Source organism: Streptomyces endophyticus, assembly GCF_035798155.1.
GTDB classification, from domain to species: Bacteria; Actinomycetota; Actinomycetes; order Streptomycetales; family Streptomycetaceae; genus Streptomyces; species Streptomyces endophyticus.
This window is the reverse complement of sequence record NZ_JAOZYC010000046.1, coordinates 133,151-149,803: the sequence shown is the minus strand read 5'-3', so window position 1 is coordinate 149,803 and position 16,653 is coordinate 133,151. Positions and strand designations below refer to the sequence as shown.

The window sequence follows — 16,653 nt, the reverse complement described above, 5'->3', positions numbered from 1 at the left end:
CACCCGCACCGCGTGCTCGACGCGCTGCCGGGCCGTGACCTCCTCGTCGGCAGGGACCACGGGGGCCGTGACGGTCGAGCCGACCGCGCGCCGGTCCTCGTACCAGCGCCAGAGCCTGAGCCACGGCGTGCCGCAGGCCCGGTTGGCGCCCCGGCTCCACTCCCGCCCGGCCGCCTGGCCCGCAGCGGCCGCGCCGACGGCCTCGGCGAGCCGGTCCGCGAACTCCTCGCGGGCCTCCTCGCTCAGCCCGCTCTGCCGCCCGGTCGCGTACACGTGCTTCAGATGGTCGGCGGCGGCGTCGACGTCGGCGCCGATCCGGCGCGCGGCGGCCCGGCGTTCGGTGGTGACCTGGTCGAGGCAGTCGCGCAGGTCGTCCACGCCCTCCCCGGTGAGGGCGGAGAGCGGCAGCACCGTGGCACCGGGCTCCCCGTGCTCGCCGAGCGCGATGCCGTCCTCGTCGAGCAGCCGCCGCAGATCGTCCAGGACCTGCTCGACGGCGTCGCCGGGCAGCCGGTCGACCTGGTTGAGCACGACGAACATCACTTCCGCGTGCCCCGCCATGGGCCGCAGATACCGCTCATGGAGCATCGCGTCGGCGTACTTCTCGGGGTCGACGACCCAGACCACGGCGTCCACGAGGCCGAGCACCCGGTCGACCTGCTCGCGGTGTTCGAGCGCGGCGGAGTCGTGATCGGGCAAATCGATGAGGACCAGCCCGTCCAACGCCGCCTCTCTTTGCTGGCCCTGCTGCCCCTGCGCGGGGCGCCGCCGCGCACGCCCGGGGATCCCGAGCCGGTCGAGCAGCCCGGCGGCCCCGTCCGTCCAACTGCACGCGATCGGCGCCGAAGTGGTGGGCCTACGTAGACCGGTCTCCGAGAGGGGCACGCCCGCGAGGGTGTTGAACAGCGTCGACTTGCCGCTCCCGGTGGCCCCCGCGATGGCAACGACGGTGTGCCGTGACGACAGCCTCCGCCGGGCCGCGGCCTCGTCGAGCACCTGCCCGGCCTCGGCGAGGGTTGCCCCGTCGAGCCGGGTGCGCGAGAGCCCGACGAGCTCCCGCAGCGCGTCGAGCCGCTGCTTCAACTGCCCGTCGTACGTCCCCGATCCGGCCGGCACCGCCACCTCGCCGCCCTGCTTGGCGACGCGCCGCGCGATGAGCCCGTCGTCCCAGGGGGTGGACTCCGTACGCCCTACGGGAATCTCCACGCCCCGAGAAGCACCGACAGGCGCGGCTTCGCCTTCGTCGTCTTCGCCTTCGGATGACGCGACTTCTCGAAGCGCTACGCTCCCCGACCCTCCCGCACCCCCAAGGTTGCCCCCAAGGTTGTCCGCAAGGTTGTCCGCGAGATCCGTCAGATCGGAGTCATCCACGGAACCGGTGTGATCGACGGGGTTGGCGGGATCGGCGGGATCCCTGGGATCGGGATCGGTCTGATCCGTGACGGCGGTCAGCGCCCTCACCTCTCCTTCTGCAGCAGCGAAAGGGCCGCGATCAACTCGGCCTGGGATTCGGGTGTGATGTCGAGCGCGTCGAGCGGCGCGAGCCGACGCTCGCGTTCCGCGCCGAGCACGGTGTCCAGGTACTCGCTCAGGAGCTTCCCGCCGCGGTCGCGCAGCCGCAGGGCGCCCTGGGCGCCGATCCGCTCGGCCAGGTTCTCGCCCGCGGCCTTCCCCCGCCGCCCGCCGAGCAGGCCGGTGGCGACGAGGGCCGCGACGGCCTCGGCGTCGGGCGGCGATCCGTCCATGGCCTGGGCTGCGGTCCGCACCTCGTCCTCGGCGTACTCCTCGAGCACCCGCCGCCAGCGCCGTACGGCAAGTCCGATCCGCTGTTCGGCGGTCTCGGGCTCGGGATCCTGCCTACGTAGTTCGGTGGCGCGCGCGCCGGGTTCGCGGCGCCAGGCCTCGTCGACCCGCTCGTCGGCCGCGGTCACCGCACACGCCAGCAGGGAGCCGAGGCTCTCCACCAGAGCGTCGAGCAGCTCACCGGCCCCGCAGTCCGCCGGGTAGCTGCGCCAGTGCTTCAGGGCGTTCCCGGAGAGCACACCCCCTTCCTGCAAACGCTCCAGTACGCGCGCGTGCTCGTTCTCGTACGCGTCCTCGACGGCGGAGGTGAGCCGGACCATGGCGGAGTGCTGGGCGGCGACGGCCGCGGCCAGTTCGGGCATCCGGGCGCGCAGCGAGTCGAGCGTGCCGCGGGCAGTGCGGGCCATGGCGCGGGCGCGTGCATCGGCGTCCTGGGCGCGATGGGTCAGCCAGGCGCGGAGCGGGGCGACGGCGGTGGCGGGCAACAGCCCCCCGTTGCCGGTCGACTCCGGCAGTTCCGGCACGGTGAACCGCGGCACCTCGCCGAGCCCGGCCTTGGCGAGCAGCGCACCGTACTGCCGGGAGACCTCGGCGACGACCTGGTGGGGCACCCGATCGAGCACGGTCACGAGGGATGCGTCGTACTCCTTGGCGGTACGCAGCAGCCGCCACGGCACGGCGTCGGCGTACCGGGAGGCGGTGGTGACCATGACCCACACGTCGGCGGCGCTGATCAGCCGTGCGGCGAGCACCCGGTTCTCGGCGACGAGGGAGTCGATGTCGGGGGCGTCGAGCAGCGCGAGCCCGCGCGGCAGGACCCCAGAGGTCTCCACGCGCAGCACCCGCTCCTCCGCGTCGGGAACGGGTTCGAGGTCACCCTCCTCCTCCCCCTCCCCTTCCAGGCCGCCATGACCACCATGACCGCCATGACTGCTATGGCCGCCATGACTGCCATGACCGCCATCGGCTTGCTTGGGCACCCATACGCGCGTGAGGTCGGGCAGCACCCGCATCCCGGAGAACCAGTGGTGGTCATCCGGGTGGCAGACGAGGACGGGCGTACGCGTGGTCGGCCGCAGCACTCCGGCCTCGCTCACGACACGCCCCACGAGGGAGTTCACCAGGGTCGACTTGCCGGCGCCCGTGGAGCCGCCGACCACGGCGAGCAGGGGCGCTTCGGGAGCCCGCAGGCGGGGCACCAAATAGTCGTCGAGTTGTGCGAGCAGCTCGCCGCGATTGGCACGCGCGCGTGGCGCCCCCGCGAGCGGGAGCGGAAAGCGCGCGGCGGCGACACGGTCGCGCACCGCGGTAATTGCGTCGAGCAGCTGAGGCCGAACGTCCAAGGTCACCACACGTGAAGAATGCCCAACTTTGGCTGCTTTATGAAGCATATGACCGCGTCTGCGCGCCGATAAGTTACGCGATAAGGCACAGGAAGCACACAGCGGGACGGAAGGGGCGACTGGGGGCGCAGGCATAACGAGTGCACAACACCCGAGGCGCATGACGCCAAAAGCGCTGCAGGATTCGTACCTACCTGCGATTATCGGGACCGCTTCACTGAACCTCCACATCGTGCCGCGGAGGCGAAGCAGCAAGGGCAGGGACCCGGGAGCCCTATCCTTGTCCCCGGCAAGGTCACGGATCACCCCACATCCCCCGACCAAGCCACCGGCCACACACCGGCCCCCGTAGCTCAGTGGATAGAGCAGGCGCCTTCTAAGCGCTTGGCCGCAGGTTCGAGTCCTGCCGGGGGCGCCTTTGAAAGGCCCTACTCCGGTAGGGCCTTTTTGCTGGTTGGAGGAGGGGTGGCGGCAGGCCGGCACTCCGTCGGGCATGTGGGCGTCGCGTGTCGTGCGTGGGCCGGGTGGTACGGCAGCCAGGAGGACTGTGGCGTCGGGCCACGAATATGTCGTGGCCCGGCGTCACAGTCACAAGGTGGGGAGGGTGTCCCCGGGCCGGCCGACCGGTCAGGCCAAGTCAGGTCAGGGCTGCTGCGAAGGTCGAGCGGTGGGTTGATGTGTAGGCGTGCTCCCGTTCGGACCAGTGGATGCGTTCGTGGATTTGGGTGGCGGATGCCACGGGTGGGGGTGGGGGCGTGAGGTGGGTACGCCAGCAGGCGGCGTTGCGGAGTTGGCGGGTCAGGACGGCGTCCAGCATGTGTGGGCGGGAGGCGGCGTCGAGGCCGTATGCGTCGGTGAGGGTGCGGAGCTGGGCGGCTTGGGACGTTGGGGGTGGGGCTGTGGGTTTGGAGCTGATGCACCAGGTCCACGCCATGTAGCCGAGGTCTTCGAGTGGTTCGCCAGGGGCCGCCGTGTCGAAGTCGATGAAGGCCGTCGGGACGCCGCACGAGAACACCGTGTTGTTCGGTCCCGGGTCGTGGTGGCAGACCACTGAACGGGGGCCGGTGAGGTGGCTGTCGCGGGTGGCGTCGTGGAAGGCGCGGAGCAGGGTGCCTGCGGCGGCGATCTGGTGGGCACGCCACGTTTGGAAGCGTGCGGGCACCCAGCCGGGTAGGTGGCTCAAGGTCTCGCGGCCGTCCGAGTCGAACCCCAGGTGGCGTGGGGCGCCGGTGAAGCCCTGGTGGTGGAGATGCGTCAGCAGTTCCACGACGAACGGCGACGACGCGGTCGCCGGTCGACGAACGGTGTTCCCGACCCTGACGACGCCAGAGGTGATGCGACCACCGCGTAATGGCTCTTCGTTCGCGGTCACGTTCTCCATCGCTTCATCCTGCACGGCCGCTTCATCCTGCACGGCGCAAACGGATGTGCCGAAGTGTCTTCCCCCTGGTCCGGACCCCCTCCCCTTTCGTCACCGTTCCGCAACAGCCGCGAACCACACGTGAACCGCCTCGCCAGGTGCCCCGTAGACCCCGGTGTGCGCGGATCTAGGACCGCGGGCGAATCGAGACGAGAGAAGGAACCGAGATGGCCGGCGGCAACATCAAGATCAGCCCCGACGAGATGCGTGAGGCGTCCACCTGGTTGCAGAACCAGAAGGAACTCATGCAGCAGAGCCTGCACGAGGCCAACACCAAGATGGACGAGATGGTCGAGGCGGCCTACGCGACGCCCGGCTCGGAGAGCAAGTTCCGCCCGTACTGGGAGGAGTACAAGAACGGCACCGAGAAGGCCATCGAGGGTCTGCAGGGTGTCAGCGAGTTCATCCAGCAGGTCGCCGACGCGTTCGTCGACACCGACGACCAGACCGCCGGCTCCATCGGCTGAAGCTCCCCCGCATCGTCCGGCCCCGCTCTCCCTGTGAGGGCGGGGCTGGGCGGCTGGGACAGGAGAGGAGACACCGATGGGCAACATCAGCGTGCCTGTGCAGGACCTGAAGGACACCGTCAAGGAGCTCCAGAACATCGGGGATCTGATCGGGAATTCCGCGACGCTCTACAACGCCACCGGCGGCGCGGGGGACTTCAAGAGCCTGGCCGGCGACAGCACGCTCGCGGACGCCCTCGACGCGTTCGACAAGGCGTGGGTGGCGGGTCACGAGCGGGTTCACGACAACGTGAAGACGTTCGCCGACAACACGGACACGATCGCCGAGAACTTCACGCAGACGGACGACGAGACCGTCAAATCGCTGGACGAAGACAAGAAGGACGCGTGACGGAGGAACGTCGCGCCGAAGGGAAAAGCGCCATGACGGAACCGACCACGGAGCAGCCGGAGGCGGCCGCGCCCGCGGAGTACAGCCTGAGGTTCCCCGATTCGTGGTGGCATCTCGACCTCGACCCGAGCACGCGGGACGCGTCGATCCGCCGCCGTATCGAGGCACAGGTGGAGAAGGCCCCGCAGCTGACCCGCGAGCAGTTGGACGGGCTGATCCGCACCACCCGGCGCACCGCCCGCGAGGCGCACGCGAAGGGCGCGCTGCGGGCGTCGGGGATGATCAGGATCCTGCGCGCGGGCAGCGGTCCGCTGGTGCTCAGCGCGACGACCGTGGTGCTCCGGATCACCGTTCCCGAGGGGGAGTCGGAGGATCTGGCGGACCTCGTCATGGCCGCAGGCGTGCAGCTCGGCACCGACGCGGAGGGCAGCGGACTGCCGCCCGGTGAGGTGGAGTTGGTGGAGCTTCCGCATGCCGGGGCAGCCGGGCGGATCTCCCGTATCGAGGACATCGACTACCACGGGACGCGGGTGCCCACCGCGGTGCGGCACACCCTCGTCCCGGTGCCCAACACCCACGACTACCTGGTGATCGCCAGCTCCACTCCCAACGTGGATCTGGCGGAGCAGTTCTACGAGGTCTTCGACGCGATCGCGGAGTCGCTCCGTTTCGACGGCCAGGCCGACACGACCGGCACGACCGGCACGACCGGCACGACCGGCACGACCGCCGCAGCCGATACGACCGACGCAGAACAGGAAAAGTGAGGTAGCGGCCATGGCGCGTCCAGCGGTGTCCGATTGGGAAGACGTCTTCGGGTTCTCGGACGACCCGACCCCCGGTGATGCGGACATGCTCGGCGATCTCGCCCGCCAGTACCGCTCCGTGGCGGACAACGCGGGCGATGCCCTGCCCCTCGTCTCCGGCCTGGAGAACGACCAGGTCGGCGAGGGCAAGACGATGGACAAGCTCCGGGACAAGCTGGGCGACCTGGCCAACCAGGTCCGCAAACTGCACAGTTCGTACGACCAGGCGGCCGGCGCACTCGACACGTATGTGCACTCGCTGCGTGATCAGCAGCGCAATGCCGACAACGCCCTGGAGAAGGGGCGGGAGGCCAAGGACCGGCTGGAGTCGGCCACCGAGGTGGTGCGTGCGGCCGGTGCCGACATCAGTCACCTCGACGGTCAGAAGCATCCGCCGGACGACAAAGAGGCGCGGGCGAGCACCCGGCGTGCCCTCGACGAGGCCCACAGCAAACAAGCCGGCGCCCAGGCGCACGCCGACGATGCCCAGGCGGACCTGGATGCGGCCCGGATGCTCGCCGAGGACGCCCGGCAGGTGCGCGAGGAGGACGCCTCCGTAGCCGCCCAGAAGCTGGACGACGCGAGAGACGAGTCGGTTGCGGGCTACAGCCTCTGGGACAAGATCAAGAAGGCGTTCAGCAAGGCACTCGCCATCATCAGCGCCGTCCTGGGCGTGCTCGCGCTGCTGATACCCGGCCTGCAGGGGCTCGGCATCGCGCTCACCATCGGTGCCGTCGTGGCCGGTGCCGCGTCACTGGGCATCAATATGTCGATCATGGCCGAGACCGGCGACTGGGACATCGCCGAGATCGTCCTCGGCTTCGTCGGCCTCGTCGCGGGCGGCGGCGCACTCCTCAAGGGAATCAAGGGAATCGGCTCCGCCCTCAAGGGCGTCAAGCCCAACTCGATGAAGAACATCGGGTCCGGCATCCGCTCCAACAGCCGTCCCGCGGGCGGCAAGACCTGCAAGACGGACCCGGTCGACGTGGCCAACGGCGAGATGCTGCTGCCGCAGACCGATGTGGACCTGCCGGGTGTACTGCCGCTGCGGCTGACGCGCACGCATCTGTCGGCCTACCGCTACGGCCAGTTCTTCGGCCCCTCCTGGGCCTCGCCGCTGGACGAACGCCTCGAGGTCGGCGACACGGGCGTGGTGTGGTGGGCGCGGGAGGACGGGTCGATCCTGACCTACCCGCGACTTCCCGCCACCGGGAGCGAGGACGCGGTGTGGCCGCAGGAGGGGCCCCGCCTCCCGCTGACGGCCGAGACGTCCGCCGAGGGCGTCCTCACCTACCGCGTCGTCGATCCGCACACGGGCCTCGTCTGCGTCTTCGCGGACCGCTCCGTCGACGTCGGTGGTCATGAGACGGGTACGTTCTGGCTGACTCGGTGGCATGACCGCAACGGCAACGAGGTGCACGTCGAGCGGGAGGCGGACGGCTCTCCGACAGCCCTGGTCCACTCCGGCGGCTACCGCGTCGAACTGAACTGCGTCGCCGGCCTGCTGCTGGACGTGGCGGTCGCCACGCCCGAGGGGTCAGTGGAGGTGCTGTCCTACCAGCACGACGCGGACGGGAATCTGACCCACGTCCTCAACTCGTCGGGCCGGGCCATGGTGTTCGACTATGACGAGCACTCGCGCATCACCGCCTGGACGGACCGCAACTACTCCACCTACCGCTACGTCTACGACGAGGCGAACCGGGTCACCGAGACCATCGGCCCCGACGGCCGTCTCTCCTCGCACTGGAGCTACGACCCGGCCGAGCAGCGCACCCACTACACCGACGCCTGCGGCGCCACGACCGTCTTCCAGCTCAACGACCTGCACCAGGTCGTCGCCGAGACGGACCCGCTGGGCCACACCGTCCACTCCGAGTGGGACCGCTACGACAACCTCCTCGCCCGCACCGACGCCCTCGGCAACACCACCCGCTTCGAGTACGACGTCTCCCGCAACCTCACCGCCGTGCACCTCGCGGACGGGAACGGCTCGTCCGCGGTGTACAACGCGCTGAACCTGCCGGTCGAGACGACCGGTCCGGACGGGACGGTGTGGCGGCACGAGTACGACGAGCGGGGCAACCCGACGGCCACCACCGGACCCGACGGTGTGACCCTGCGCTACGAACACGACCGCACCGGTGCCACGGCGTCCGTCACCGACCCGACCGGCATGCGGACGCGGTACGTGAACGACGGCGCGGGACTTCCGCTGTCCGTGACCGACGCACAGGGCCACAGCGCGACGCTGGAACGCGACGCCTTCGGCCGCAGCGTCGCCTACACCGACCCCATGGGCGGAATCACCCGGCTGACTTGGACGGTCGAGGGACGGATCGCCACCCGCACCGACGCGCACGGCGAGGTGGAGTCCTGGTCGTGGGACGGCGAGGGCAACTGCATCTCCCACACCGACGCGGCCGGCGGCACCACGGCCATGGAGTACACCCACTTCGACCAGCCGGCCGCCCGGACCACACCGGACGGTGCACGCTACGCCTTCGCCTACGACCCCGAGCTGCGGCTCACCCAGGTCACCAGTCCGTACGGGCTGACCTGGGACTACACCTACGACGCGGCAGGCCGCCTGGTCGCCGAGTCCGACTTCGACAACCGCGAACAGGCCTATGGCCATGACCCGTTGGGCCGTCTGACCTCCCGTACGACGGCACTCGGCACCCGGTTCGTGTACCACCGCGACCTCCTGGGCCACACGCTGTCGAAGGACGTGGACGGACAGGTCACCCGCTACACCTACGGCGCGGGCGGTCAGCTGACCGGGGCGGAGTCCCCCACGTCGACCCTGACGATGGAGCACGACCTCGTGGGGCGGCTGCTGTCCGAGACGGTGGACGGCCGCACGACGCGGTACACGTACGATGGCCTCGGCCGCCGCACCTCCCGGACGACGCCGACGGGCGCGGTCACGGAGTACGCGTACGACCCGTTCGGCAACCCCGCGTCGATCACCTCCGACGGACACACCGTCGCCTTCACCCACGACGCCATGGGCCGCGAGCTGACACGCTCCTTCGGCCCGGAGGCATCTCCCGTCACCCTGACGTCCGCCTGGGACCTGGCGGGACGCAAGGTGGCGCAGGACCTGGCCGTACCGGGACGAGCGGTGCGGTCGCGGACCTACGGGTACCGCGGCGACAGTCACGTCACCTCGGTGCACGACGCGCTGGGCGGCGCCACGTGGATGTTCGAGCTCGACCCGGTGGGCCGCCCGCTGTCGGTCAAGGCCGAGGGCTGGACCGAGACCTATGCCTACGACCGGGCGGGCAACCAGACCGAGGGCTCCTGGCCGGACTCCGCGGGCCACACGACGGCCCGCGGCGAGCGGTCCTACGAAGGAACGCGCGTCCAGTCGGCGGGCGCGGTCCGGTACGAACACGACACCGGCGGCCGCATGGTCCTCCGGCAGCGGCGGCGTCTGTCGCGCAAGCCGGACACGTGGCGGTACGAGTGGGACGCGGAGGACCGGCTCACGGCGTGCGTCACTCCGGACGGTGGGCGCTGGACGTACTCCTACGACCCGCTGGGCCGGCGCACCGCCAAGTACCGTCTGACGGAGGAGGGTTCGGCGGTGTCCGCCGTGCACTTCTCCTGGGACGGCACCCGGCTCGCCGAGCAGTCCGACACGGCCAACGGCGTGACCCTGACCTGGGCGCACGAAGGCGACCGGCCGTTGACCCAGCTGGAGCGCAGGCCGCGGTCGGACGGGCAGGGTCTCGCGGACCTGAGCAAGTCCGAGGTCGACTCGCGCTTCTTCGCGATCGTCACGGACCTGGTGGGCACGCCGACCGAACTCGTCGACGAGGACGGCGGCGTGGCGTGGCAGTCCCACGCCACGCTGTGGGGCCGGACCTCCTGGAACCGCGATGCCACCGCCTACACCCCGCTGCGCTTCCCGGGCCAGTACGCCGACCCCGAGACGGGCCTGCACTACAACTTCTTCCGGCACTACGACCCGGACACGGCGCGATACGCGTCACCGGATCCGCTGGGTCTTGTGCCGGCGCCGAACCCGTCGACGTATGTGCACAATCCGCACACGGACAGCGACGCGATGGGGCTGGCGCCCGAATCCTGCACCGACGTTCCGGTGTTCCGGAAGCAGACGGATCACCCGATGAGCCAGCGCATCAAGATCGGCCCCAACGGCGAGGTGAGCCTCAATGGCAACGGGAAGTTGTACGTCAACATGAGTGGCGACCTCAGGCACACCACGGCATTCCGCGGCGACGGCGGCCAGATTGTGAAGTTCGGCGTGCGGGACGAATTCCGCGAACGCGTCCGTGCCGAGGCCATCCCGCAGCGGAATCCCGACCCCAGGAACATCTCCAAGGCCGAATGGCGGAAGCAGCTGCAGACGCGTCCGGAGATCTCCGATCCGACCATGGGTAACGACCTCTACGGTATTCCGAAGAGCATGTTCAACGACCTGCGGGCGAACATCGTCCCCGGGTCCGGCAGGGTTGTGCAGGAAGGCTGAGGCGGCGTTCGGAATGATTCACGATCTCGAGAGTGTCACGGAAGAACTGCGCCGGGTCCGGAGCGTTCCGTCGGCCGAGGATGCCCCGCCCGTGCTGTCGCGTTTCGACGTACAGGTGGACGGTTCACCGGCGGTCTACGTGGAACGGCTGCGCTCCGTTCTCCAGGTGGCTCTGGAACTGGCCGGAACGGCCGAGTTCGACGATTCGGACCTCCCGGAGGAGAACCTTCCCGCCTGGTTCCGCGCGATTGGTTCCGGCGGCTCGGAGGAGGCGCCGGAGTTCTCCCTGACCGGAATGCGCTGTTACCTCGAACTCAAGGGCGCCGCCGAGTGGGACGTCCAGGAGTGGCTGTACCGGTTCGATCCCGAAGAGGACTCGCGGGGGTGGGCCTGGTGGGACGCCACCTGCGAAGGCCCGTCGCAGGTCCGCATCTGGGTGGACGCCTGGGGCGAATCCTTCTTCGGCTGCGACGAACTGCGTTGGCTCGCCTTCACCGCGGGAGCCACGAGCGTGAAGGGCCCCGAGCTGTCGCGCACCGAGGTGTGGGCCGCCTCGTCCGGCGGCGGGATTCCGGGGAAGACGTGAGCACAGGGGAGCGGCATCAGGAGCGGGCGGTACGCGCTCTGTACACCGATGAGACGATCACGGTGTACCAGGCGTACTCGCCCGCCGTCGCCGATGCGGCGCTGGAAGCGGGGACCTTCGTCGCGCCGTTCAAGCGCGACCGCATGACCTGGATCAAGCCTTCCTTCCTGTGGATGATGTACCGGTCGGGTTGGGCCTCCAAGCCCTCCCAGGAACGCATTCTGGCGGTGGAGATCCGACGCGAGGGATTCGAGTGGGCCTTGGCCCATGCGAGCCTCAGCAGTCATTCCCGCTCGGTTCATTCCGATATGGAGGAGTGGCGGCGGCAGAAACGTCTCAGCCCGGTCCGGGTGCAGTGGGACCCTGACCGGGATCTGCACCTCGATCGCACCGACCGCAAGGCGGTACAGGTGGGCCTGTCCGGCGAAGCGGTGGAACGGTACGTCGACGCATGGGTGGTGGGCATCACCGACGCCACCACGCTGGCGCACCGCATTCATGCACGGGTGCGTGACGGGGAGACGGAAGAGGCGAGAAGCCTGCTGCCCAGGGAGACGGTGTACGAACTCCCGCAGACGCTGCGGTCTCGAATCGGCGCCGATGCGTGAAGAGGGCCCGCCAGTTCTCTTGCAGCCGAGGAGCAACTGCCGCAGGAGGAAATGCAGTTCCTGTGGCGAGCACAAAACCTGACCGTTCGTTATCTAATGCAGCAGCCGTTGCCGGTCTGCCCGGATCCGGCCAAAAGAAAGATGGGGGATGGCCATGGCGCGTCCTGCGGTGTCCGATTGGGAAGATGTCTTCGGGTTCTCGGACGACCCGACCCCCGGTGATGCGGACATGCTCGGCGATCTCGCCCGCCAGTACCGCTCCGTGGCGGACAACGCGGGCGATGCCCTGCCCCTCGTCTCCGGCCTGGAGAACGACCAGGTCGGCGAGGGCAAGACAATGGACAAGCTCCGGGACAAGCTGGGCGACCTGGCCAACCAGGTCCGCAAACTGCACAGTTCCTACGACCAGGCCGCCGGCGCACTCGACACGTACGTGCACTCGCTGCGCGACCAGCAGCGCAACGCCGACAACGCCCTGGAGAAGGGCCGCGAGGCCAAGGACCGGCTCGAGTCGGCCACCGAGGTCGTGCGTGCGGCCGGTGCCGACATCAGTCACCTCGACGGCCAGAAGCATCCGCCGGACGACAAGGAAGCCCGCGCCAGCACCCGGCGTGCCCTCGACGAGGCCCACAGCAAACAAGCCGGCGCCCAGGCGCACGCCGACGATGCCCAGGCGGACCTGGATGCGGCCCGGATGCTCGCCGAGGACGCCCGGCAGGTGCGCGAGGAGGACGCCTCCGTAGCCGCCCAGAAGCTGGACGACGCGAGAGACGAGTCGGTTGCGGGCTACAGCCTCTGGGACAAGATCAAGAAGGCGTTCAGCAAGGCACTCGCCATCATCAGCGCCGTCCTGGGCGTGCTCGCGCTGCTGATACCCGGCCTGCAGGGGCTCGGCATCGCGCTCACCATCGGTGCCGTCGTGGCCGGTGCCGCGTCACTGGGCATCAATATGTCGATCATGGCCGAGACCGGCGACTGGGACATCGCCGAGATCGTCCTCGGCTTCGTCGGCCTCGTCGCCGGCGGCGGCGCACTCCTCAAGGGAATCAAGGGAATCGGCTCCGCCCTCAAGGGCGTCAAGCCCGCCTCGGCCAGGACGGGCAACGTTCAGAGCGTGAGCCGGGGTCTGGGCAATCGCAAGTGCGCGACCGACCCCGTCGACGTGGCCAGCGGCGAGATGGTTCTGCCCCAGACCGATCTGTCGCTGCCGGGCGTGCTGTCGCTGACGATCTCCCGGACGTATCTCTCGACCTACCGCTGTGGCCAGTTCTTCGGCCCCTCCTGGGCCTCCACCCTCGACGAACGCCTGGAGATCGACGACCAGGAGCGCGTGTGGTGGACCCGCGAAGACGGGTCCATCCTCACCTACCCGGGCCTCCCCGCCTCCGAGTCCGCCGCCCCTGTGTGGCCCGACGAAGGCGCCCGCATCCCCCTGACCTGCGCGGGAACGGACGAGACCACGGGCCGGGTCACCTACCGCGTCACCGACCCCCACTCGGGCCTCGTCCAGACCTTCGCGGACCACCCAGACGACGAGAACGGCCTGTACTGGCTGACCCGTTGGCACGACCGCAACGACAACAGCGTCACCATCTCGCGTCTGGAGGACGGCACCCCGACCACGCTGGTCCACTCCGGCGGCTACCGCGTCGACGTCCGCTGCATCGCCGGCCTGATCACCGGCCTCGCCGTCACCACGCCGGACGGCCCCGTCGAGGTCACGTCCTACGAACACGACGCGGATGGCAACCTCACCCACGTCGTCAACTCCTCCGGCCGGCCCATGGTGTTCGGCTACGACGACGACTCGCGCATCACCTCCTGGACCGACCGCAACAGCTCCACCTACCGCTACGTCTACGACGACGCCCACCGCATCACCGAGACCGTCGGCCCCGACGGCTACCTCTCCTCCCGCTGGTCCTACGACCCCATCGAGCTCCGGACGCACTTCACCGACGCGTGTGGTGCCACGACCACCTACCAGCTCAACGACCTCTACCAGGTCGTCGCCGAGACGGACCCCCTGGGCCACACCACCACCTCCGAGTGGGACCGCTACGACAACCTGTTGGCCAGTACCGACGCCCTCGGCAACACCACCCGCTTCGAGTACGACCGGTCCCACAACCCCACCGCCATCGAGCTCCCCGACGAGACCCGGTCCACGGCGACGTACAACGCACTGAACCTCCTCACCACGTCGACGAGCCACGGGGTGACCTGGCAGCAGGAGTTCGACGAGCGAGGCAACCTGACGACCGTCATCGCCCCGGACGGAGCCACGGACCGTTTCACCCATCACGGCAGCGGCGCCATCGCCTCGGCCACGGACGCGTCCGGCACGGTGTTCATGTACGAGGTCGACGACGCGGGCCTCCCCCTGGCGATCGGCGACTCGGCCGGCAACAGGGCGACCATGGAACGCGATGCGTTCGGCCGCCTCACCACCATCACCGACCCGCTGGGCGCGATCACCCGCGCGGTGTGGACCGTCGAGGGCCACCTGTCGGAGCGGACAACGCCCGACGGTCGGAGCGAGCGGCTGACCTGGGACGGCGAGGGCAACCGCCTCACCCACACGGATCCCACGGGTGCCACCACCAGTTTCGAGTACACCCACTTCGACCAGCTCGCGGCCCGTACCGGACCCGACGGCGTCCGCTACACCTTCGCCTACGACCCCGAGCTCCGCCTCACCCGGGTCACCAACCCACAGGGCCTGACCTGGGACTACACCCACGACCGTGCGGGTCGGCTGGCCAAGGAGTCCGACTTCGACGGTCGGGAAATCGCCTACACGCACGACGCCGTGGGCCGCGTGGTCTCCCGCACCACACCCCTGGGCGAGGAGATCACCCTCGAGTACAACGCCATCGGTGATCTGCTGGCCAAGAATGTCGGGGGAACGTCCACGTCGTACACGTACGACGCGAACAGGGAACTCGTCCGAGCGGCTTCCCCCCATACGACGCTGGAGTTCGAACGGGACGTCATGGGACGGGCCCTGGCCGAGACCGTCGACGGCCGTACCACCCGCTTCACCTACGACGTCCTCGGCCGCCGCACTTCCCGTGTCACGCCCACGGGCGCCGTCACCGAACTCGGCTACGACACAGCCGGCAATCGCGACGCCCTCACCACCGGGGGGCACCGGCTGGACTTCACCCATGACGTCCTCGGCCGCGAACTGGCCCGTGTCTGGGGCACGGACGCCTCGCCCGTGGAAGCGTCGACCGCATGGGACTCGGTCGGCCGTACGGTCGCCCACGGTCTTGTCGCACAGGGCCGCTCCCTGCGCAGCCGCAGCTACACCTACCGCGCGGACGACCACCTCACAGCCGTCACCGATGCGGTCACCGGCACCGGCCAGCGCTTGGAACTCGACCCCGTCGGACGCCCGTTGACGGTGACGGCCGACCGCTGGACCGAGTCCTACGCCTACGACCAGGCCGGCAACCAGACGGAGGCGACCTGGCCGGAGAAGGGCGGCCGGGCCGAGGCCCGCGGCGAACGCACCTACACCGGCACCCGTGTCGAGACGGCGGGGGGCGTGCGCTACGAGCACGACGCCGCGGGCCGCATGGTGCTGCGCCAGAAGCGCAGGCTGTCGAAGAAACCCGACACCTGGCGCTACGCATGGGACACCGAGGACCGCCTCGTCTCGTGCACGACCCCCGACGGCGTTCTGTGGCGCTACACCTACGACCCGATCGGCCGCCGCACCGCCAAGTACCGCATGGCGGAGGACGGTTCGGTCGCCGGTGCCGTGCACTTCACGTGGGACGGCAGCACCCTCGCCGAGCAGACCGACAGCACGACCGGCGTCACCCTCACCTGGGAACACGACGACGACCGCCCGCTCACCCAGCTCGAACGCAAGCCCCGCCCCACCGACGACCTCACCAAGGAAGAGTGGGACTCCCGCTTCTTCGCGATCGTCACCGACCTGGTGGGCACCCCCACCGAACTCGTCGACGAAACCGGCCACATCGCCTGGCACTCCCGCACCACCCTGTGGGGTGTCACCACCCGCAACCGCGAAGCCACCGCCACCACCCCACTCCGCTTCCCCGGCCAGTACGAAGACCCCGAAACCGGCCTCCACTACAACTATTTCCGCCACTACGATCCGGAGACGGGACGGTATGCGTCCCCGGACCCGTTGGGTCTTGAACCGGCACCGAACCCGGTCGGGTATGTAAACAATCCACGCCAGAGCACGGACGTCCTTGGACTCGCACCATCAGCATGTACTGACAAGGGTGGCTGGTACGGCGCGTTGACCCCTGCTCGCTCCGGGAACGAGATCCACCACATGCCTGCGAAGACGGCCTACGTGGGGCGCACAAATCCAAACCTGACGGCACACAGTGGCCCTGCGATCCGGATGGATAAGGCCGATCACCGTGCATTGACAAGTACCGGTTCCAGCAAGGCGGCGAAGAGGACGCAAGCCCTTCAACGGAGCCTCGTGAATCAGGGTAAGTTCGACCAGGCGATGGCCATTGAGATCAAGGACGTCCGGTCGAAGTTCGGAAACAAGTACGACACGCACATCGCGGACGCGGTGACCAGCATGCCCACCAACAAGGGGCTCCAGGATGTGCTGAAGAAGAACAACTGGTCGGTCGACTACAAGCATCTGAAGTGAGAGAAGCGTAGTGCAGCTGGAAATGACTCCGGGGCGAGGGATGGGCCCACTGCTTTTCGGAACCCCGATCGAGG

General features: G+C 69.2%; 10 protein-coding genes and 1 tRNA gene. 8 read left to right on the top strand and 3 right to left on the bottom strand.

What is annotated here, in order from left to right:
* Together OKJ99_RS07785 and OKJ99_RS07780 are read right to left on the bottom strand one after the other, a co-directional pair.
* Nucleotides 1-1,452: YfjP family GTPase (locus tag OKJ99_RS07785; protein WP_407700659.1), on the bottom strand; the 1,452-nt coding region annotated here is incomplete at its 3' end.
* A gap of 5 nt (nt 1,453-1,457) precedes the next feature.
* The gene (locus tag OKJ99_RS07780; protein WP_326015074.1) at nt 1,458-3,194 is read right to left on the bottom strand and encodes a GTPase domain-containing protein; all 1,737 of its coding nucleotides are present in this window, start codon (nt 3,192-3,194) and stop codon (nt 1,458-1,460) included.
* Between the two features lie 294 nt (nt 3,195-3,488).
* Between OKJ99_RS07780 and OKJ99_RS07775 the strand changes: the two genes are divergently transcribed.
* Nucleotides 3,489-3,561: transfer RNA gene (locus tag OKJ99_RS07775), tRNA-Arg, on the top strand.
* 222 nt (nt 3,562-3,783) lie between these two features.
* Here the strand turns inward: OKJ99_RS07775 and OKJ99_RS07770 are convergent.
* The gene (locus OKJ99_RS07770) at nt 3,784-4,560 is read right to left on the bottom strand and encodes a phosphotransferase family protein (protein WP_326015073.1); all 777 of its coding nucleotides are present in this window, start codon (nt 4,558-4,560) and stop codon (nt 3,784-3,786) included.
* Nucleotides 4,561-4,733: 173 nt separating this feature from the next.
* Between OKJ99_RS07770 and OKJ99_RS07765 the strand changes: the two genes are divergently transcribed.
* From OKJ99_RS07765 to OKJ99_RS07735, 7 genes are all read left to right on the top strand, one after another.
* Nucleotides 4,734-5,033 carry a WXG100 family type VII secretion target gene (locus tag OKJ99_RS07765; RefSeq protein ID WP_326015071.1) on the top strand — a complete coding sequence of 100 codons (300 nt, stop codon included), beginning with the start codon at nt 4,734-4,736 and terminating at the stop codon, nt 5,031-5,033.
* 76 nt (nt 5,034-5,109) lie between these two features.
* Nucleotides 5,110-5,424, top strand: coding sequence for a hypothetical protein (locus tag OKJ99_RS07760; protein WP_326015069.1), 315 nt, complete (start codon nt 5,110-5,112; stop codon nt 5,422-5,424).
* A gap of 32 nt (nt 5,425-5,456) precedes the next feature.
* Nucleotides 5,457-6,191: a hypothetical protein gene (locus OKJ99_RS07755; protein WP_326015068.1), complete on the top strand. Its 735-nt coding sequence runs from the start codon at nt 5,457-5,459 to the stop codon at nt 6,189-6,191.
* Nucleotides 6,192-6,216: 25 nt separating this feature from the next.
* Nucleotides 6,217-10,731: a DUF6531 domain-containing protein gene (locus tag OKJ99_RS07750; protein ID WP_326015067.1), complete on the top strand. Its 4,515-nt coding sequence runs from the start codon at nt 6,217-6,219 to the stop codon at nt 10,729-10,731.
* Between the two features lie 91 nt (nt 10,732-10,822).
* Complete coding sequence (locus OKJ99_RS07745; RefSeq protein ID WP_326015066.1) at nt 10,823-11,317, top strand: hypothetical protein; 495 nt, start codon at nt 10,823-10,825, stop codon at nt 11,315-11,317.
* Nucleotides 11,314-11,925 (top strand): DUF4291 domain-containing protein, encoded by a 612-nt coding sequence (locus OKJ99_RS07740; protein ID WP_326015065.1) that lies wholly within the window; start codon nt 11,314-11,316, stop codon nt 11,923-11,925. The genes OKJ99_RS07745 and OKJ99_RS07740 overlap by 4 nt, the downstream gene beginning before the upstream one ends.
* A 169-nt stretch (nt 11,926-12,094) precedes the next feature.
* Nucleotides 12,095-16,579: a DUF6531 domain-containing protein gene (locus OKJ99_RS07735; protein WP_326015064.1), complete on the top strand. Its 4,485-nt coding sequence runs from the start codon at nt 12,095-12,097 to the stop codon at nt 16,577-16,579.
* Nucleotides 16,580-16,653 lie beyond the last annotated feature (74 nt).

Coding starts and splice junctions, on each gene's coding strand:
- OKJ99_RS07780 (WP_326015074.1), bottom strand. CDS start 3,194: ATGCTTCATAAAGCAGCCAAAGTTGGGCATTCTTCACGTGTGGTGACC.
- OKJ99_RS07765 (WP_326015071.1), top strand. CDS start 4,734: ATGGCCGGCGGCAACATCAAGATCAGCCCCGACGAGATGCGTGAGGCG.
- OKJ99_RS07760 (WP_326015069.1), top strand. CDS start 5,110: ATGGGCAACATCAGCGTGCCTGTGCAGGACCTGAAGGACACCGTCAAG.
- OKJ99_RS07755 (WP_326015068.1), top strand. CDS start 5,457: ATGACGGAACCGACCACGGAGCAGCCGGAGGCGGCCGCGCCCGCGGAG.